Source organism: Cryptosporangium arvum DSM 44712 (assembly GCF_000585375.1).
Classification (GTDB): Bacteria; Actinomycetota; Actinomycetes; order Mycobacteriales; family Cryptosporangiaceae; genus Cryptosporangium; species Cryptosporangium arvum.
Map to the genome: position 1 here is coordinate 488,694 of NZ_KK073874.1, position 17,244 is coordinate 505,937.

14 protein-coding genes are annotated in these 17,244 nt (G+C 71.7%); 12 read left to right on the forward strand and 2 right to left on the reverse strand.

What is annotated here, in order from left to right; all coding sequences use genetic code 11:
- Window positions 1-136: 136 nt before the first annotated feature.
- From CRYAR_RS02265 to CRYAR_RS02280, 4 genes are all read left to right on the forward strand, one after another.
- Complete coding sequence (locus CRYAR_RS02265; protein ID WP_211247229.1) at window positions 137-1,360, forward strand: amidohydrolase family protein; 1,224 nt, start codon at window positions 137-139, stop codon at window positions 1,358-1,360.
- Between the two features lie 34 nt (window positions 1,361-1,394).
- Window positions 1,395-2,258 carry an NAD(P)H-binding protein gene (locus CRYAR_RS02270; protein ID WP_084699954.1) on the forward strand — a complete coding sequence of 288 codons (864 nt, stop codon included), beginning with the start codon at window positions 1,395-1,397 and terminating at the stop codon, window positions 2,256-2,258.
- Between the two features lie 109 nt (window positions 2,259-2,367).
- Entirely contained in the window at window positions 2,368-3,981 is a 1,614-nt protein-coding gene (locus tag CRYAR_RS02275; protein ID WP_035848079.1) for a GGDEF domain-containing protein, read from the forward strand.
- Between the two features lie 20 nt (window positions 3,982-4,001).
- Window positions 4,002-4,598, forward strand: coding sequence for a TetR family transcriptional regulator (locus CRYAR_RS02280; RefSeq protein WP_035848080.1), 597 nt, complete (start codon window positions 4,002-4,004; stop codon window positions 4,596-4,598).
- Between the two features lie 46 nt (window positions 4,599-4,644).
- Here the strand turns inward: CRYAR_RS02280 and CRYAR_RS02285 are convergent, their stop codons facing one another.
- Window positions 4,645-5,085 (reverse strand): nitroreductase family deazaflavin-dependent oxidoreductase, encoded by a 441-nt coding sequence (locus tag CRYAR_RS02285; RefSeq protein WP_035848082.1) that lies wholly within the window; start codon window positions 5,083-5,085, stop codon window positions 4,645-4,647.
- A gap of 74 nt (window positions 5,086-5,159) precedes the next feature.
- Between CRYAR_RS02285 and CRYAR_RS02290 the strand changes: the two genes are divergently transcribed.
- The 6 genes from CRYAR_RS02290 (at window position 5,160) to CRYAR_RS02315 (ending at window position 11,850) form a co-directional block, all read left to right on the forward strand.
- Window positions 5,160-5,660 (forward strand): RNA polymerase sigma factor, encoded by a 501-nt coding sequence (locus CRYAR_RS02290; RefSeq protein WP_035848084.1) that lies wholly within the window; start codon window positions 5,160-5,162, stop codon window positions 5,658-5,660.
- Window positions 5,657-6,277, forward strand: coding sequence for a VOC family protein (locus CRYAR_RS02295; protein WP_051569623.1), 621 nt, complete (start codon window positions 5,657-5,659; stop codon window positions 6,275-6,277). The genes CRYAR_RS02290 and CRYAR_RS02295 overlap by 4 nt, the downstream gene beginning before the upstream one ends.
- Before the next feature lie 15 nt (window positions 6,278-6,292).
- Window positions 6,293-7,129 (forward strand): NAD-dependent protein deacetylase, encoded by an 837-nt coding sequence (locus CRYAR_RS02300; protein ID WP_245620375.1) that lies wholly within the window; start codon window positions 6,293-6,295, stop codon window positions 7,127-7,129.
- Window positions 7,130-7,220: 91 nt separating this feature from the next.
- Window positions 7,221-9,251, forward strand: a complete 2,031-nt coding sequence (locus CRYAR_RS02305) for a hydantoinase/oxoprolinase family protein (RefSeq protein WP_035848088.1) — start codon at window positions 7,221-7,223, stop codon at window positions 9,249-9,251.
- Entirely contained in the window at window positions 9,248-11,089 is a 1,842-nt protein-coding gene (locus tag CRYAR_RS02310) for a hydantoinase B/oxoprolinase family protein (protein ID WP_035848090.1), read from the forward strand. The genes CRYAR_RS02305 and CRYAR_RS02310 overlap by 4 nt, the downstream gene beginning before the upstream one ends.
- On the forward strand, window positions 11,086-11,850 hold the full coding sequence (locus tag CRYAR_RS02315; RefSeq protein ID WP_051569624.1) for an SDR family oxidoreductase: 765 nt from the start codon (window positions 11,086-11,088) through the stop codon (window positions 11,848-11,850). The genes CRYAR_RS02310 and CRYAR_RS02315 overlap by 4 nt, the downstream gene beginning before the upstream one ends.
- A gap of 139 nt (window positions 11,851-11,989) precedes the next feature.
- Here the strand turns inward: CRYAR_RS02315 and CRYAR_RS02320 are convergent, their stop codons facing one another.
- Entirely contained in the window at window positions 11,990-12,424 is a 435-nt protein-coding gene (locus CRYAR_RS02320) for a hypothetical protein (RefSeq protein WP_035848092.1), read from the reverse strand.
- A 2,073-nt stretch (window positions 12,425-14,497) separates the two neighbouring features.
- Here CRYAR_RS02320 and CRYAR_RS02325 point away from each other — a divergent pair.
- Together CRYAR_RS02325 and CRYAR_RS02330 are read left to right on the forward strand one after the other, a co-directional pair.
- Complete coding sequence (locus CRYAR_RS02325; protein WP_051569625.1) at window positions 14,498-15,817, forward strand: alanine racemase; 1,320 nt, start codon at window positions 14,498-14,500, stop codon at window positions 15,815-15,817.
- Window positions 15,818-15,872: 55 nt separating this feature from the next.
- A complete protein-coding gene (locus tag CRYAR_RS02330; RefSeq protein WP_035848095.1) occupies window positions 15,873-17,201 on the forward strand; it encodes a diaminobutyrate--2-oxoglutarate transaminase family protein in 1,329 nt (442 codons plus the stop codon).
- Window positions 17,202-17,244: the final 43 nt, after the last annotated feature.

Here is a 17,244-nt window from a genome sequence, read left to right on the forward strand (position 1 = left end):
CCGCGGCCGTCCCTGATCGGCTGCCGCCGCTCCTGGTCGGCTTCGGCCGCTCCTGATCGGGCGCGGCCGCTCCTGACCGACGGTCCGGGTGTGGTGATCGAGCGGTCGCCACGCCCGGCGGCCCGGAGGAGGCATCGTGGAGCTGCTCGTCACCTACGCGCGTCTGCGCGACGGGCGCGTCGTGGACCTGGCGGTCGAGGGCGCCCGCCTGCGCGTCCTGCCCCGCGGCACGACCCCGACCGTCCCGCCGCGGGTGGTCCGGGCGGACGGGCGGCTGGTCACCGAGTCGGCGGTGGACAACCACTTGCACCTGGACAAGGTGCACACGCTCGACCGGGTCGGCGACTCGGCGCTCTCCGCCTACACCGACGACGCGATGGCCGGCGCGATGACGTCGATCGAGCTGGCCAGCGCCGTGAAGGCCGGCTACCGCAGTGCCGACGCGCTGCCGCACGTCCGGCGCGCGCTCACCGACGCCGTCCGGCACGGCACCCTGCACGTCCAGGCGTTCGTGGACGTCGACACCGCGGCCGGCCTGGAAGGGTTCCGCGCCGTCGTCGAGGCCCGGCGTGAGTTCGCCGGTGTGCTCGACGTCAGAATCGTGGCTTTTCCGCAGGACGGGATCGTGCGTGACCCGGGCGCGGCCGAGCTCTGCGAGGAGGCGATCCGGCTGGGCGCCGACGTGGTCGGCGGCATCCCCTGGATCGAGCACACCGACGTCGACGCCCGCGCGCACGTCGAGTGGGCGTGCGCCCTCGCTGCTCGCACCGGCAAGCGCGTCGCGATGCTCACCGACGACGCCGGCGACCCCACCCTGCGCACCACCGAGATGCTGGCGGCCGCGATGCTCGAGCACGGCCTGGTCGGCCGGGGGGTGGCCTGTCACGCGCGTGCGCTCGCGCTCTACCCGCAGCCGTCCCTGCTCCGGTTGGCCGGGCTGGCGAAGAAGGCCGGGCTCGGGTTCGTCAGCGACCCGCAGACCGGCCCGCTGCACCTGCCGGTGGCACTCTTCCGCGACCTGGAAGTCCCGGTGGCGCTCGGCCAGGACGACATCGAGGACGCCTATTACCCGTTCGGCCGCGCCAACCTCTGGGAGGTCGCGTTCCTGGCCGCTCACCTGCTCGATTTCCGCACCGCCGCCGCCCAGCAGGCCCTGCTCGACCTGGTCACCACCGACGCCGCCCGGGTGTTCGGGCTCGCGCACCATCACCTCGCCGACGGGGCCCCGGCGAACTTCGTCGTGCACGACGCGGAGCGGGTGGTCGACGTGCTGCGTCGTCACGCGGCACCGCGCTGGGTGGTTTCGCGCGGCCGAGTGGTCGCCGAGACGACGATCGTGACTGATATCGTTACCCGGTAACAAAATTTACCGAGGAACGAGAGTCGCGATGACAGTGTTGGTTACCGGGGCCACCGGCCGGGTCGGAAGCCTCGTGGTCGAAAACCTGACCCGGGCCGGGGTACCGGTCCGCGCTCTGACCCATCGGTCCGAAGCGGTGGCGACGATGCCGTCCGACATCGAGGTCGTCACCGGCGATCTCACCGTGCCCGATTCGCTCGAGGCCGCGCTGCGTGACGTCAGCGCCGTCTTTCTGGTCTGGACCGCACCGCCGGAGACCGTCCCGGCCGTGATCGAGCGTCTCGCCGCGCAGTCCTGTCGCATCGTGTTCCTCTCCTCGCCGCACCGGACCCCGCACCCGTTCTTCCAGCAGCCCAACCCGATGGCGGCGCTGCACGACCGGATCGAGCGGCTGATCGCGGAGTCGGGGGCGGAGTCGACGACCATCCGGCCGGGCATGTTCGCGTCGAACGCGTTCGCCTGGTGGGCGCCCGCGATCCGGGCCGGACGGTCGGTCCGGTGGCCCTACGGCAGCGCCGAAACCGCACCCGTCGACGATCGGGACGTGGCCGCCGTCGCGGCCCGGACGCTGTACCGGGACGGGCACGCCGGCGGCGACTACGTCGTGACGGGGCCGGAGTCGCTGAGCCAGGCCGAGCAGGTGGCGGTCATCGGCGACGTCCTGGGGCGGCCGATCGAATTCGAGGAACTCTCGCCCGAGGAGTTCCGCCGGGAGACGGCGGGCACCTGGCCGCCGTCGGTCGTCGAGATGCTGCTCGCCGCCTGGGGCGCGACGATCGGCCGCCCGGCGTTCGTCACCTCGACGGTGCTCGACGTCGGAGGTTCGGCGCCGCGGACCTTCCGGCAGTCCGTGGCCGATCACGCCGCTGAGTTCACGAGTTCCCCGGCAAACGGCTAGGGGGTCGCCCGTGAGGGTTAGAGTGCTGAAAGTGAGCACTGGTTGCTCTTGGTTACCGCTGCGCGCTCCGGCAGCACGGTGATATCGGGTCGCGGCGTGGGTGGTTCGGGTGAATCGGATCGTGGAGGCGTCGGCGACCCTTCCGGCTGATCGTTTCGCCGCACGCGTCGAGGCCCACGCGCTGATCGAGCAGGTGCAGATCTCGCCCTGCCCCGAGGTGGTGGACCGGTTCGCCGACCAGGCCGTCGCCGCGGGCTGGAGTGAGGTCGAGGTTCTCCTCCGGCACGCCCAGGTGCTCCACTCGAGCCTGCAGGGCCACCCGGCCGACGAGGTCCGCGCGAACTGCGACGCGATGCGGCGAGCCGCCGAGGAGTTCGGCGACGAGATCCTGATCGCGCTGGCGCTGGCGTCGCGTGCGCTGTTCCTCGACGACGGGGGTGGCGCCACCGGCGAGGACCTCGGTGGAGGACTCGCGCGAGCCGTCGCGATCCTGGAGCAGATCGCCGACAGCGAGCCGGACGAGCTCGGGCTCCGCGCGCTGGAGCTGCCGAACGCGTTCGTCGAGTGCGGCAACGTGTACCACCAGTACGGGCTCTGGGAGCTCGAGGACGAGATGTACCAGCGGGCGTGCGACGCGCTCACCCGGCCGCTGCCGGCGTCGGCGCGGCACGTCGGTGACCACTCCCGGCGGGTGCTCGTCGTCAACCGGCTGGAGGGCGTGACCGCGCTGGTCAGCGCGTTGATCGAGGTGGGGCGGCGGGAACGGGCCCGCGCGGTGGCCCGGGACGCGACGCGGCCCAGCCCGGCCGAGCGCGCCGAGCTGCCGCCGGCCTGGGCGATCGAGGTGCGCGCGCTGGAGTACTTCCTCGACGCGGTCGTCGACTCGACGTCCGGCGCCGACGAGGGCACCGAGCTGTGGGACGCGCTCGCCGAGAGCACCTGGCACGGGTATCGCGCCTGCGTCCTGCTCGCCGACGCGCTGCGTGCCGCCGACGCGGGCGAGGCGATCCGCTCGGGCGAGCTGGCGACGCGCGCCGCCGACCTGCTCGACGAGCACCGGTCACCGATCACGACGCTGGCCTGGTACCTCGCCGCGCGGACGGCCTCCGACGACGGCGCCGCGGCCGGGTACGCGCGCCGGCTGGCCTCCCTGCGCTGGCAGGACCGGCTCGGACGGCTGGGAGCGGCCCGGGCCCGGTTGATGGCCGAGCGGGTACTGCGCGAGAGCGAGCAGCTGAGCCGGCAGGCACTGGCGGACGGCCTGACCGGGCTCGCGAATCGGCACGCCGAGACCCGCTTCGTGGCGCGGCTGCGTGGGCGTGGTGGGCAGAACCGGCTCGCGGTCGTGCTCGTCGACGTCGACCACTTCAAGGCGGTGAACGACACGTTCGGTCACGCGGTCGGGGACAAGGTCCTCCAGGTGATCGGCACGGTGCTGCAGGCGGCGGTCCGTACCTCGTCCGACCTCGCGGTCCGGCGCGGCGGCGACGAGTTCATGCTGCTCGTCGACCTGTCGGGCCGCCCGGAGTTCAGCTTCCGGGTCGACGACATCGTGCGTGCCGTCGCGGACCACGAGTGGGACGCGGTCGCACCCGGCCTGCGGGTGAGCGTCAGCGCCGGGCACGCGTCCGGCGCGGCGAACCGGGTCGACGAGCTGACCGAGACCGCGGACGAGCAGCTCTACCGGGCCAAGGCGGCCGGCCGCGGTCGCGCACTGGGCTGAGCCCCGGGTACGTTCCCGAGATGGCCGGGCTCCGGGAGCGCAAGCGTCAGCGCACGCACGACACGATCTCCGCGACCGCGATCGGCCTCTTCCTGGAGCGCGGGTTCGACGCGGTGTCGGTGGCCGACGTCGCGGACGCGGCCGACGTGTCGAAGCCGACGCTGTTCCGCTACTTCCCGACCAAGGAAGACCTGGTGCTGCACCGGATCGGTGACCACATGGGGGAGGCGGCGCGGGTGGTGCGGGGGAGCGCCGACCCGATCGGCGCACTGCACCGGCACTTCGTCGACGGGTTGACGCGGCGCGATCCGGTGACCGGGCTCAACGACGTACCGGAGGTGCTGGCGTACCACCGGCTGGTGTTCGAGACACCGGCGCTGGCGGCGCGGCGGGCCGCGTTCACCGACGAGGACGAACGCGCGCTGGCCGCGGCGCTCGTCGCGGCGCCCGGGAACGCGGGCGAGCTGGCCGCGGAACTCCGGGCCGCGCAGGTGCTCGCGGTGCAGCGGGTGCTCGCGCGCGACAACTGGCGGCAGCTCATCGACGGCCGCTCGGCCGACGACCTCTACCCGGACGCGGTCGCCGCGGCCGACTACGCGTTCGGCACCCTGCGCTGAGCACGGCTGCGGCCCGGCGCGTCACGCACCGGGCCGCAGCCAAGGATCAGGCCCCGATCGGGGTCAGCACGAACAGCGGGATCTTCCGGTCGGTCTTCTTCTGGTACTCCGCGTAGTCGGGCCACACCGCGACCGAGCGCTCCCACCAGGTGTCGTACTCGGCGCCGTGCACCTCACGCGCCTCGTAGTCCTTGACCACGGCGCCGTCACGCAGCTCGACGTGGGGGTTCTTGACCACGTTGTAGTACCAGACGGGGTTCTTCGGCGCTCCGCCGAGCGACGCCACGACCGCGTACTCGCCCCCGTGCTCGACCCGCATCAGCGGCGCCTTGCGCAGCTTGCCGCTCTTCGCGCCGACCGACGTCAGCAAAATGATCGGCACCCCGCGCATCGTGTTCGCTTCGGCGCCGTCGCTGGCTTCGAACTTCTCGGCCTGCTCACGCGACCATTCGGACGGGCTCGGCTCGTATTCACCGGTAAGTGGCATGCTTCTCCCAACTCGTCACCGGACAACAGCTATTCCGACCGTCGGAGTTCCCGCCTTCCGAACGATGAACACGTGTGAGCACTGAACCGGAGTACGCCGATCGCAGCGCCGCGCTGCTGGCGCTGTACGACCGCGTGCTCCCGGAGGTGTACGGATACCTGCGGGCCCGGTGCGTTAGTACCGCCGTGGCCGAGGACCTCACCGGAGAGACGTTTCTCGCGGCGGTCACCGCGGTGCGCCAGGGCACCAGCCCCACCGCGGCCTGGCTGATCACGGTGGCCCGGAACAAGCTCGTCGACCACTGGCGCAGAGAAGCGCGGGAACAGCGCACGCTGCACGTGGTCGAACGGCCCGACGATCCCTGGGACGCGCGGCTCGACGTGCTGCGTGCCCGCGAGGTCCTGCGACGACTCGGGCCGGCCAACCGGGCCGCGCTCACCTTGCGCTACGTCGACGACCTGCCGGTTCCCGAGGTCGCGCGCCTGCTGGGACGGACCAGGCACGCCACCGAGGCGTTGATCGTCCGCGCGAGAGCCGCGTTCCGCGTCGCCTACGAGGAGGGGGAGCAGCCATGACCGATCCGCTGGACGCCCTTCGCGACCCGGGCGCGCCGCAGTCTCCGGACCCGGAGTTCGCCGACGCGCTGCGACGCCGGTTGCGTGAGGCGCTGGACCGCCCGATCGCCCGCCGTCAAGGCCGGCCGGTTCCGATCGAGGACGACCGACTCGACGAGCTCCTGGAATTCGCCGTCGAACAGTTCGAGGAGGATCTGATGACGCTACCGATCACGATCAAGCAGTTCAGCCCGTACTTGGCGGTCGTCGACGGGCGGCGGGCGATCGACTTCTACGTCGCGGCGTTCGGCGCCGAGGTCGTGGACGAGCCGACGATCATGCCCGACGGGAAGATCGGCCACGTGACGCTGCAGATCGGCCCGCTCCGGCTGTTCCTCGCCGAGGAGTTCCCCGAGATGGGCCTGCAGGCGCCGCCGAGCCTGGGGGGCGTCAGCGTGACGTTGCACCTCTCGCTCGGGTCCGCCGGCGACGTCGACACGGTCGCGCAGCGCGCCGTCGCCGCCGGTGCCACGCTGGACCGCCCGGTCGCCGACGGCCCGTACGGCCGCGCCGGTGTGATCGTGGACCCGTCCGGCCACCGCTGGTTCCTTCTCCACGAGCCGGAGGGCCGACCCTGAGGCACCATGGGAACCGTGACGCTCACGGTCCCCGACACCGACCTGATCACGCTCGTCCGTGATGGCGACGTCGTCGTTCTCAGCGGCGCCGGTCTCTCCACCGAGTCCGGCATCCCCGACTACCGGGGCCCGTCCGGCGCCTTCAAGCGCAACCACACCCCGATGACCTACCAGGCGTTCACCCGCGACGTCGTCGCGCGGCGTCGCTACTGGGCGCGCAGCTTCCTCGGGTGGCGCATGATCTCGCGCGCCGAACCCAACGACGGCCACCGCGCGGTCGCGGCCCTGCAGCGCAACGGCCTGGTCGGGTCGATCATCACCCAGAACGTCGACGGGCTCCACCAGGCCGGTGGGGCCGATCGCGTCATCGAGCTGCACGGTTCGCTCGACCACGTGATCTGCCTCGACTGCGGGGAACACACGCCCCGGCTCGAGCTCGACGACCGTCTCCGCGCCGCGAACGACGGGTTCGGGCACGACTTCGACCCCGACACCGTCAACCCCGACGGCGACGTCGACCTGCCCGAGGAGCACCTCGACCGGTTCACGGTCGTCGACTGCACCGGCTGCGGCGGCGTCCTCAAGCCCGACGTGGTGTTCTTCGGCGAGAGCGTGCCCAAGGAACGGGTCGCGCGCTGCCAGCAGGCGGTCGCCGAGGCGGGCCTGCTGCTCGTGCTCGGCTCCTCGTTGACGGTGTACTCCGGCCGCCGGTTCGTCGTGCAGGCGAAACAAGCCGGTGTCCCGGTGGCGATCATCAACTCGGGCCCGACCCGGGGCGACGAGCACGCGCTGGTCCGCATCGACGCGCCACTCGGTTCGACGCTCACCGCGCTGGCAGCCGCCACCACGTAACGACCTGCCGCCTTAGCAGAACTTGACGACGAACCTGGCGGATCTTGCCCGTTGAATTCGGGTGAAGAGCTCCAGTCAGGGGAGGCGGCGCATGGCGCGACGGCTGCGCATCGGCATCGACACGGGCGGCACGTTCACCGACGTGGTCGCGATCGACGAGGAGAGCGGTCGTCTCGTCACGACGAAGACGCCGTCGACCCCGAGCGACCCCGCCGAAGGCTTCTTGGACGGCGTCCGGAAAGTGCTCTCCCTCATCGGGGACGAGAGCGAGGTGACCGCGTTCGTGCACGGCACCACCGTCGCCACGAACCAGTTGCTCGAGGGCAAGGTCGGCCGCCTCGGCTTCATCACCACCGAGGGTTTCGGGTTCATGCTCGAGATCGCCCGGCAGAGCGTCCCCGACGGCTACGGCAACTCGTACTTCTGGGTGAAGCCGCCCCGCATCGTTCCCGCCGACCTGGTCAAGACCGTCGGCGGCCGGCTCGACCACACCGGCGCCGAGCTCCGCCCGTTCGACGAGGCCCAGGCCCGCGAGGTCGCGCGGTGGTTCCGCGCGCAGGGCGTCGACACGCTCGGGGTCTGTTTTCTCCACGCCTACGCCGACGCCCGGCACGAACTGAAGATGCGTGAGGTGCTGGCCGAGGAGCACCCGGACGCGGTGGTCTCGCTCTCGAGCGACGTCCTGCGTGAGTACCGCGAGTACGAGCGCGCGATGACCACGCTCGTCGACGCGGCGGTGAAGCCCAGGGTCGGCGCGTACGTGCGCGGTATCTCGGCGCGGCTGCCGGAGGGCGTCCCCTTCTACGTCATGAAGTCCAACGGTGGCGTGCTGTCGGCCGAGGAGGTCGTGCACCAGCCGATCACCACCGTGCTGTCCGGCCCGGCCGCCGGTGCGCTCGGCGCGGCGCTCGTGGCCGGGGCGGCCGGCTTCGAGCGCGTGCTCACCTGTGACGGCGGCGGCACGTCCACCGACGTCAGCGTGGTTCTGGGCGGCGAACCGACGCTGACCACCGAGGGAACCGTCGGCGCGTACCCGTCGAAGATCCCGATGATCGACGTCGTGACCGTCGGCGCCGGCGGCGGCTCGGTCGCCTGGCTGTCCCGCGAGGGCACGCTGAAGGTCGGCCCGCGTTCGGCCGGCGCGGACCCCGGCCCGCTCTGCTACGGGCGCGGCGGCACCGAACCGACGGTGACCGACGCGCACGTCGTCCTCGGCCGGATCCCCCCGCACCTGCTCGGCGGCGAGGTTCCGCTCGACGTCCCGGCCGCTCGCGACGGTCTGGAGAAGCTCGGCGACTCGCTCGGGCTCGACCTGCCCTCGGTCGCCGCAGGCGTGCTGGAGATCTCGGCCTGGAACCAGGCCAACGCGCTGCGCCAGGTCACGGTCAAGCGTGGGCTGGACGTCCGCGACTTCACGCTCGTGACGTTCGGCGGCTCCGGGTCGCTGCTGCTGTGCCGGCTCGTCGACATCCTCGGGTGCGCGTCGGTGCTGGTGCCCCGCGATCCGGGCAACCTGTCGGCGTTCGGCCTGCTCACCGTCGACGTGAAGAACGACTACGTGCAGACGCTGGTGGCGCGGCACTCGGCTCTGGAGCCGTCCCGGGTCGCGTCGGCGTTCGAGGCACTCGAAACGCAGGCCGCGGCCGCGCTCGACGGCGAAGGGTTCCCGCGCTCGGAGCAGCAGTACGTGCGCACGGCTGACCTGCGCTACTACGGCCAGGCGTTCGAGGTGCGGGTGCCGGTCGAAGGGCTCGACCTGGACGCCGCCCGGGAGGCGTTCCACGACGCGCACGAGCAGACCTACGGCTACAGCTTCCGGGACAAGCCGGAGCAGCAGGTCGAGTGGGTGAACCTGCGGGTCACCGGCGTCGGCCCGATCCGTAGGCCGGAGCTGGTCACGCTGTCACCCGGGGAGCTTCCCGCCCCGACCGGCACCCGCCCGGTGTGCTTCGACGCCGCCGAGGGCTACCAGGAGACGCCGATCTACTGGCGCCCCGACCTCAGCCCCGGCAACACGATAAGCGGCCCGGCGATCATCGAGGAGTACGGCTCGACCGTGCCGCTGCACCCGGGCTTCACCGTTGTTGTCGACTCTTACGGGAACCTGGTGATCAGCAAATGAGCGTCGACCCGATCGTCCTGGAAATCGTCGAAGGCACGCTCGCGGCGATCGAGCTCGAGGTCGAGACCGCGATCGGACGCACCGCCCGGTCGCCGATGATCCGCGACGCGCACGACTTCCGCGCCGGCATCCACGACCGCAAGCTGCGCAAACTCACCGGCCGCTCGTACTCGGCGCTGGTGCAGCCGGTGGCGCGCGACTACCCGCTCGACTCGATGAAGCCAGGTGACGTCTTCTTCCACAACGACGTCTACCTGTCCGAGGGCGGGATCGGACACCTGCCGGACCTCTGCGTCACGGTGCCGGTGTTCCACGACGGTTCCGTGGTGGCGTTCGTGCAGGCGTTCGGCCACCACGACGACATCGGCGGCGCCGTGCCGGGGTCGATGCCGTCGGCGGCCACGAGCGTGTTCGAAGAGGGCCTGATGGTTCCACCGATCCGGCTCTGGGACGCCGGTGTGCCGAACGAGGCCGCGCTCAAGATCATGACCCGCAACTCGCGGATGCCCGACTCGCTCGCCGCTGACCTCGACGCCGAGTGCTCGGCCTGCCTGATGGGCGCGCAGCGGCTCGGGGAGCTGTTCGCGCGGTACGGCCGCTCGACGGTCGAGGCCTGCTTCGACGCGATCCTGGCCAACACGACCCGGGTGTTCCAGCAGGAGCTGCTCTCGAAGATCCCGGACGGCTCGTACGTCTGGGAGGACTACGCCGAGCACGACGGTGTCGACGAGCCCAAGCTGCACGCCCAGCGCATCACGCTCACCAAGGTCTCGGCCGGCGACGGCGTGACCGACGGCAAGCTGATCCTCGACTTCACCGGGACGTCACCGCAGGCCAAAGGCCCGATCAACCACTGCGCGAACTACTCCGACGGCAACTTCCTGGCCAAGTGGCTGGCGCCGATCCTGCGCAACCTCGCCGACTCCCCGGAGCGGATGGCCGAGCTCGACGTCAACGAGGGCGTCATCCCGCTGATCGAGATGAAGTTCCCGCCGCCCGGCACGCTGCTCACGCCGATCTTCCCGGCGCCGACGAACGCGCGGACGTTCGTCATCCTGCGCCTGTTGGGGGTGCTGGCGGGGGTGGTGGCGAAAGCGGTCGACGGCCGCATGCCGGCCGACCAGGAGACGATCCGCTACACCGGTGTGTACGGAACTGATTTCGAGGGCCAGCCTTACCTGATGCGTGAGGTGCTCGGCGGCGGCTCCGGCGGCCGCTACTACGCCGACGGCGAGGACACGATCCACGTCGTCCCCGACTCGCGGAACATCCCGGTCGAGTTCGCCGAGGCGCGCTGGCCGTTCGTCGTCGAATCGCTGGGCCTCGCCGTCGATTCCGGCGGCGCCGGGCGCTACCGCGGCGGGCTCGGGTACGAGAAGCACATCCGGATGCTGCGCGATGCGTCGTTCATGTCGATCGCCGACCGGGCGCTGCTGGCCTGCTGGGGTGTGCGCGGCGGACGCGCGGGCCGGCCGTTCGAGGTCGTGATCGATCCGGGCGGCCCCGGCGAGCGGGTCGTCGACGCGCTTGCCGACTCCGAACCGGTGCGTGCCGGTGAGGTGATCCGGATCCGGACCACCGGCGGCGGAGGCTGGGGCGACCCGTTCGAGCGGCCGTACGACGAGGTCGCGCGGGACCTGGAGTGGGGCAAGGTGTCGGTCGCCGGCGCGCGGAACGACTACGGGGTGGTGCTGGGCTCCGACGGCTCGATCGACGTCGAAGCGTCCGACGCGCTCCGCGCCTCGCGCACGTCGTCGTCCGAAGCGTTCTTCGACCGGGGCCCGGGCTTCCCGGCCCTGGCCGGCGGCCGTACCCACGCGGACGTGGACGTGCTGTGATCGCGGTGACCGGCGCCGCAGGCAAGACCGGAAGAGCGGTGCTGGCGGCGTTGGCCGCGCGAGGAGTGGAGACCCGGGCGCTGGTGCGCCCGGGCTCGGTGGCCGAGGCCACCGAGACGGTGCCCGTGGATTTGGCCGACGCCCGGCAGGTCGCTTCCGCGCTGACTGGAGCGTCAGCGGTGTACGTGATCGCGCCGAACGTCCATCCGGCCGAGCCCGAGCTGGTAGCCAACGTCCTCGCCGCCGGGGTGCCCCGGGTGGTGTACCACTCGGTGCTGCACCCGGCGATCGAAGCGATGCCGCACCACTGGGCCAAGGCGCGGAGCGAGGAGTTGCTGTACGCGTCCGGTGCGGACTGGACCGTGCTCCAGCCGTGCGCCTACGCCCAGAATTTCGTCCGGGGCGATGCGCTGCGGGTGCCGTATTCGCTCGACGCGAAGTTCGCGTTCGTCGACCTGCTCGACGTGGGGTTCGTGGCGGCTCGGGTGCTGGTGGAGCCGGGGCATTCGTACGCGACTTATCAGCTCGCCGGGCCGGAGCTGGTGTCGGTGGCCGCGGTGGCGGAGTTGCTCGGGGTGCGGGCCGAGCAGGTGGACGTGAACGACTGGTACCTGGATACGGGTCTGCGGGGGTACGCGCGGGACGCGTTGGGAGCGATGTTCACGTATTACGACGCGTACGGGTTGGTGGGTAACTCGCGGGTGCTGAGGATGTTGCTGGGCCGGGAGCCGACTCGGGTGGCTGAGGTATTGCGGCGCTAGCGTCTATGGGCCTGTGGGCCTGTGGGCCTGTCGCGCCTGGGGGCTTGTCGCGGCTGGGGGCTTGTCGCGGCTGCGGGCCTCGTCCGCCTGCGCTGGCGCCCGCGGGCCTGTTCTGCCGGCGCCAGGGGCTCCGCTGGTGCTAGCGGAGGCGGGACAGGCCCGTCCAGCCCTTCTGGGCGGCGTCCAGGAGCTGTTTGGGTCGGCGTTCGCCCTCGTGCTCGACCAGGTCGGCGAAGCACGGACACCGCGTGAGGTCCTTGTCGTGGGCGTGGCAGAGCCGCATACCCGCGAGCTGAACCGCGCGCGCCACCGGCCGCACCTGGGACTCCCCGAGAATCGGCAACCGCTTCACCACCTCGCGCACCATCATCTGCTCGACCCACGGCCGACCCAGCCAGCTCCAGACCTGAGCGGCGAGCTTGCCGGCGGCGTCGTGCAGCCGCACGGGAGACTGCAGCGCCTGGCGCGCGACCTTCGCCACCAGCACACAGTTCTCCGTGCGCCAGGCGTCGCGGAGCTGGTTCCAACCGGCTTCGCCGAGGTAAGGCACCGCGAGCGCATCGACGGCGTCCATCGCCCCGTTGTTGATCGCCGACGCACACCGAGCAGCGGCCCGCTCCAGGCGAGGATCCCGCGGCTGTTCGGTTCGCGGTGGTTCTGTCTGCGGCTGGTCGGCCCGTGGTTCCTCGGTCTGTGGCTGCTCCGGCCCTGAGCCCTGCTCGCTCGCCGTTTCGTGCGCTGTGGTGGTGCCCGCGCGGCCTTTGTCTGCAGGGGTGTCGGCGGTTGCTTTCGCTCCGGCCGGGTCGCCGGTGGTCGCTTCGGGTCGGCTAACGGCGTCCGTTGCCTCCGACTCGGGCGCGGCTTCGGTTGGTTGTGGTGCCGCCGCGTCTTCGGTTGGCCGTGGTGCCCCTGCGGCTGCGGTTGGCTCTGGTACTTCTGCGGACCCTGGTACGTCTGCGGCCTTGGGTGGTTCGGGTGCGCCTGCGGTCGGAGAGGCGTCGGTGGGAGATGGTGATGATGTCGCCGGTGGGGTGTCGGCGGGAGATGCCGAGTTGGTGTCGGCGGATGGTGGTGTTTCGGACGCGGGGTCAGGAGTGGGTGGTTCCACCGCCGTCCGGGGCCGAGCGGGTTTGCGTGGCCGTGGTGGAGGCATGAGGTCCTGCGGCGGGGCCTCAGCGGGCGGCGACACCCGGCGCGGACGAGTGTTCTTCCTGGGTGTGGTGGCAGGCCGCCTCGGCGCCGAACTCCCCGGCCGCCGCACCCCACGCCCCGGCCCACGCCGACCCCGCGCCTCCGCGCCCGCTCCGTCACCGCTGGAAGCCTCGTCACCAGAAGCCCCCGCCCCCGGCGCGTCCCCGCCAGACGGCTCCGCGCTCGGCGCGTCCCCGCCAGACGGCTCCGCGCTCGGCGCGTCCTCGCCAGAAGCCTCGCCGCTTGAAGCTTCGCGGCCAGGAGTTTCGCCGTTTGAAGTCTCGCGGCCAGGAGTTTCGCCGTTTGAAGCTTCGCGGCCAGGAGCTTCGCCCCTTGAAGCTTTGCTGATTGATGCTTCGCGGCCAGTAGCTTCGCCGCTCGAAGTCTCGCGGGCGGGGGCTTCGCTGCTTGGAGCTTCGCGGCCGAGGGCTTCGCCGCTCGAGGTTTCGCGGGCGGGGGCATCGCCGCCAGAAGCTTCCTCGCCCGGCCCTTCGCCGCCAGAAGCCTCGCCACCGGGAGCTTCGCTGTGGGGAGCTTGGCCGCCAGGTGCCCCCCTGGTCGGCCCTTCACCGCTAGGCGCCGCGCCGCCAGAAACCCTGCGGCTGAGGACCTCGCCGCCGGAGGCATCTGCGCTAGGGGCATCTGCGCTAGGGGCATCTGCGCCCGGAACATTCGTGCTCGGGGCGTTGGAGCCCGGGGTGTCGGCGCCGGGTGCATCGCCGCTGGGGGCTTTACGGCGCGAAGGCTTGCGGCGGGGGACCTTGCTCGAAGCCGTACTGCTGGGAGTCTCCCCGCGCGGAGCCGTGCCGCTGGCAGCGCCCCCGGCCGAGGGCTCGCCACCGGTAGCTCCGCGGGGCGCCTCACCGCCAGGAGCTTCCGCGTGCGGCGCCTCCCCAGAAGCTTCCGCGCGCGAGGCCTTGCCGCTTGGAGCGTCCGCGCGCGAAGTCTTGCCGCTGGGAGCTTTTGCGCGCGAAGTCTTGATGCTGGGAGCTTTCCGGCCTGGAGCCTCGGGAGCGTCCGCGCTCGAAACCTTCCCGCCCGAGGCCGTCCCGCTCGAGTCCTTCCCCCTGGAACCCTTGCCGCGGGAAGCCTTGGCCGGAGGTTTGTCGCCGGCGGCCTCCCCACCCGCAACAGCCGCAGGCGGCGGAACCTCGGACGCACCTGCCGGGCCCAACACCGCGGGCCGGCCCTGGTGGAGGCTGCACCGTTCGCCGAGGCGGGTCACCGGATTTTGGCACGGCTGACCAGAACGAGTGGCGGCACCGCAGCGTGGCTTCGTGTTGTCCGGGCTCACTTCACCATCCTGACTCACCGATGCTCGCCCTCCGGGCCACCTCGGGCCTTGGCCCTCGGGCCACCTCGGGCCTTGCCCTTCGGGCCACCTCGAACGTGGGGCGTCCGAACTGTCGTCCTTCGCGTAGCCTGCCGTCGGATCCAGTGGAACGAAAGGACAACGGTGGAACTGCCCCGTTCGTTCGAGGGTGCGGACGCTCTGCCGGTCGACGCGGTACCCGCTGCGGTGCGGGCCGCGGCGCTCGCCTCGCGTAATTCCGGTGAGCCGGTCGGCGGCTACCTCTATGACCTCGCCGCTGCCAACGAGCGGGCCGAGCGCCTGGTTCGCGCGCTTCCGCCGCGGGCCGAGGTCTTCTACGCGGTCAAGGCCAACGCGTTCCCTCCGCTGCTCAACACGCTGGCCGAGGCCCTGCACGGGTTCGAGGTCGCCTCGGTTTCGGAGGCTCGCCTCGCGATCGCCGCCGCGCGGAGGGCGGGGAAGACCCCCCGCCTCGTCGTGAGTGGCCCGGCGAAGAACCCCACGCTGCTCGCGGGCCTCCTCGAAGCCCCGGACACGCAGGACGACACCGAAATCACCATCAACGTCGAAAGCATCCTCGAGCTGCACCGGCTCTCCCGCGCTGCCGTCCGTCACGCCCCGACGACCGAAATCCCCGTGGCCCTCCGCGTCAACCCGGCCCACTCACCGCTCAAGATCGAGCACACCCACGGCCTCACGATGGGCGGAGTTCCCAGCCCGTTCGGCATCCCGGAGCCGGAAATCCCAGCCGCGCTGCGCGCCCTCGAGTCCCTCCCCGGCGTCCGCTTCCAGGGTTTCCACCTGCACGCGGTCAGCGGCAACATGGACGCGGAGCGGCACGCGGAGTACGTCCGCGGCGCGGTCGACTGGGCCGTCCGCACCGCGGACGCGCACGGGCTCGAGCTGCGGACGATCGACGTCGGCGGCGGCCTGGGCATCCCGTTCGAGCCCGGTCCCGAGTTCGACGTCGCGGCGTTCGGGGCGGCGCTGGACGTGCCTGACGAGACCGAGCTCATCCTCGAGCCCGGCCGCTGGATGGCCGGCCCGATCGGCTGGTACGCCACCGAGGTCGTCGACGTGAAACACGCCTACGGCGAGGTGTTCGTCGTCGTCCGCGGCGGGATCAACCACTTCCAGTTGCCGACGTCCTGGGAGATCCGGCACAACTTCGCGGTCGTTCCGATCGACGACTGGCCGCTCGGCCTACCTCGTCCGAGCGCCGAACGGGCCCGGGTCACGGTGTCCGGCGAGCTCTGCACCCCGGAGGACGTGCTCGCGCGTGACGTCACCGTCGGCCGGGTCCGAGCCGGTGATCTGCTGATCTTCCCGAACGCCGGGGCGTACGGGTTCGAGTTCGCGATGCCGGCGTTCCTGGGCCAGCCCCCGGCGTGGCGGGCGGCGCTGACGCGTCCGGCGATCCCGCGTCCGGCGAGTCGAGTTGACGATCTCTCGAACTTTCGATGAGGTAAGCCTCACCTAAGTCCAACGTGGTCACTCACCTCAGGGAAGTCCCCTCACCATGACCGTGCTCAGCAGGGTCGACGACACCGGCATCCGCAACCGTCAGACCGCTCGGGAATCCTCCGCCCGTACCTACGCCCGGCACTTTCCGATCGTCCCGGTCCGCGCCGAGGGCATGACGGTGTACGGCGCCGACGGGCGGACCTATCTGGACTGCCTGTCCGGTGCGGGCACGCTGGCGCTCGGCCACAACCACCCGGTCGTCGTCGACGCGCTGCGCCGCACGATCGACGCCGGCCGCCCGCTGCACACGCTCGACCTCGCGACGCCCGAGAAGGACGCGTTCACCACCGAGCTGTTCGCCACCCTCCCGGCGAGGTTCGCCGAGCGGGCCAAGGTCCAGTTCTGCGGTCCGGCCGGCACCGACGCGGTCGAGGCGGCGCTCAAGCTCACCCAGATCGCCACCGACCGGGGCGGCGTCGCGGCGTTCACCGGCGCGTACCACGGAATGACGCTGGCGGCGCTCACCGCGTCGGGCGGCACGACCGGCCGACGCGCCCCTGCGCTCGACGTCACCCGGCTGCCCTACCCGTACGCGTACCGCTGCCCGCTCGGGCTCGGCGGCGACCTGGGAGCCCACGCGGCCGCCTCCTACGTGGAGCGTCTGCTCGACGACCCGAACAGCGGGGTGCTGACGCCGGCGGCGATGCTGTTGGAGGTCGTGCAGGGCGAGGGCGGCGTGATTCCCGCACCGGACGACTGGCTCCGGCGCATGCGCGCGGTGACCCAGGCTCATCGCGTCCCGCTGATCGTGGACGAGGTGCAGACCGGTGTGGGCCGCACCGGCACGATGTGGGCGCACGAGCGGTCGGGGATCGTCCCGGACGTCGTGGTCGCCTCGAAGGCGATCGGCGGCGGACAGCCGCTCGCGGTCGTCGTCTACCGCGACGATCTCGACGTCTGGGCGCCAGGCGCGCACGCCGGCACGTTCCGTGGCAACACGCTGGCGATGGCGGCCGGAACGGCGACTCTCCGGTTCGTCCGGGAGAACGACCTGCCGCGGCACGCCGAGAAGATCGGCGCTCAGCTGCGCACGGGTCTCGAGGCGCTCGCCCACCCCGCGATCGGCGACGTCCGCGGCCGCGGGCTGATGCTCGGCGTCGAACTCGTGGAACCCGACGCGGAGCCCGACCACCTCGGGACCCGGCCGGCCGCGTCCGCGCTGGCCGGACGGGTGCGAACGGAGTGTCTGCGGCGCGGTCTGCTCGTTGAACTCGGTGGCAGGCACGACGCGGTGCTGCGGCTCCTGCCGCCGCTCGTCATCACCGAGGAGCAGGCCGACTCCGTACTCGAGCGCCTCGCTGACGCCTTGAGCGCCTGCGCGTGACCGTTCTCACCCCTTGCCAGAACCCGATGCGTGCGAGGGAGTG

Bases quoted from the DNA above. Each gene is read 5' to 3' on its own strand.
- CRYAR_RS02280 (WP_035848080.1), top strand. From the start codon at position 4,002: ATGGCCGGGCTCCGGGAGCGCAAGCGTCAGCGCACGCACGACACGATC.
- CRYAR_RS02285 (WP_035848082.1), bottom strand. From the start codon at position 5,085: ATGCCACTTACCGGTGAATACGAGCCGAGCCCGTCCGAATGGTCGCGT.
- CRYAR_RS02295 (WP_051569623.1), top strand. From the start codon at position 5,657: ATGACCGATCCGCTGGACGCCCTTCGCGACCCGGGCGCGCCGCAGTCT.
- CRYAR_RS02305 (WP_035848088.1), top strand. From the start codon at position 7,221: ATGGCGCGACGGCTGCGCATCGGCATCGACACGGGCGGCACGTTCACC.
- CRYAR_RS02310 (WP_035848090.1), top strand. From the start codon at position 9,248: ATGAGCGTCGACCCGATCGTCCTGGAAATCGTCGAAGGCACGCTCGCG.
- CRYAR_RS02320 (WP_035848092.1), bottom strand. From the start codon at position 12,424: ATGGACGCCGTCGATGCGCTCGCGGTGCCTTACCTCGGCGAAGCCGGT.
- CRYAR_RS02330 (WP_035848095.1), top strand. From the start codon at position 15,873: ATGACCGTGCTCAGCAGGGTCGACGACACCGGCATCCGCAACCGTCAG.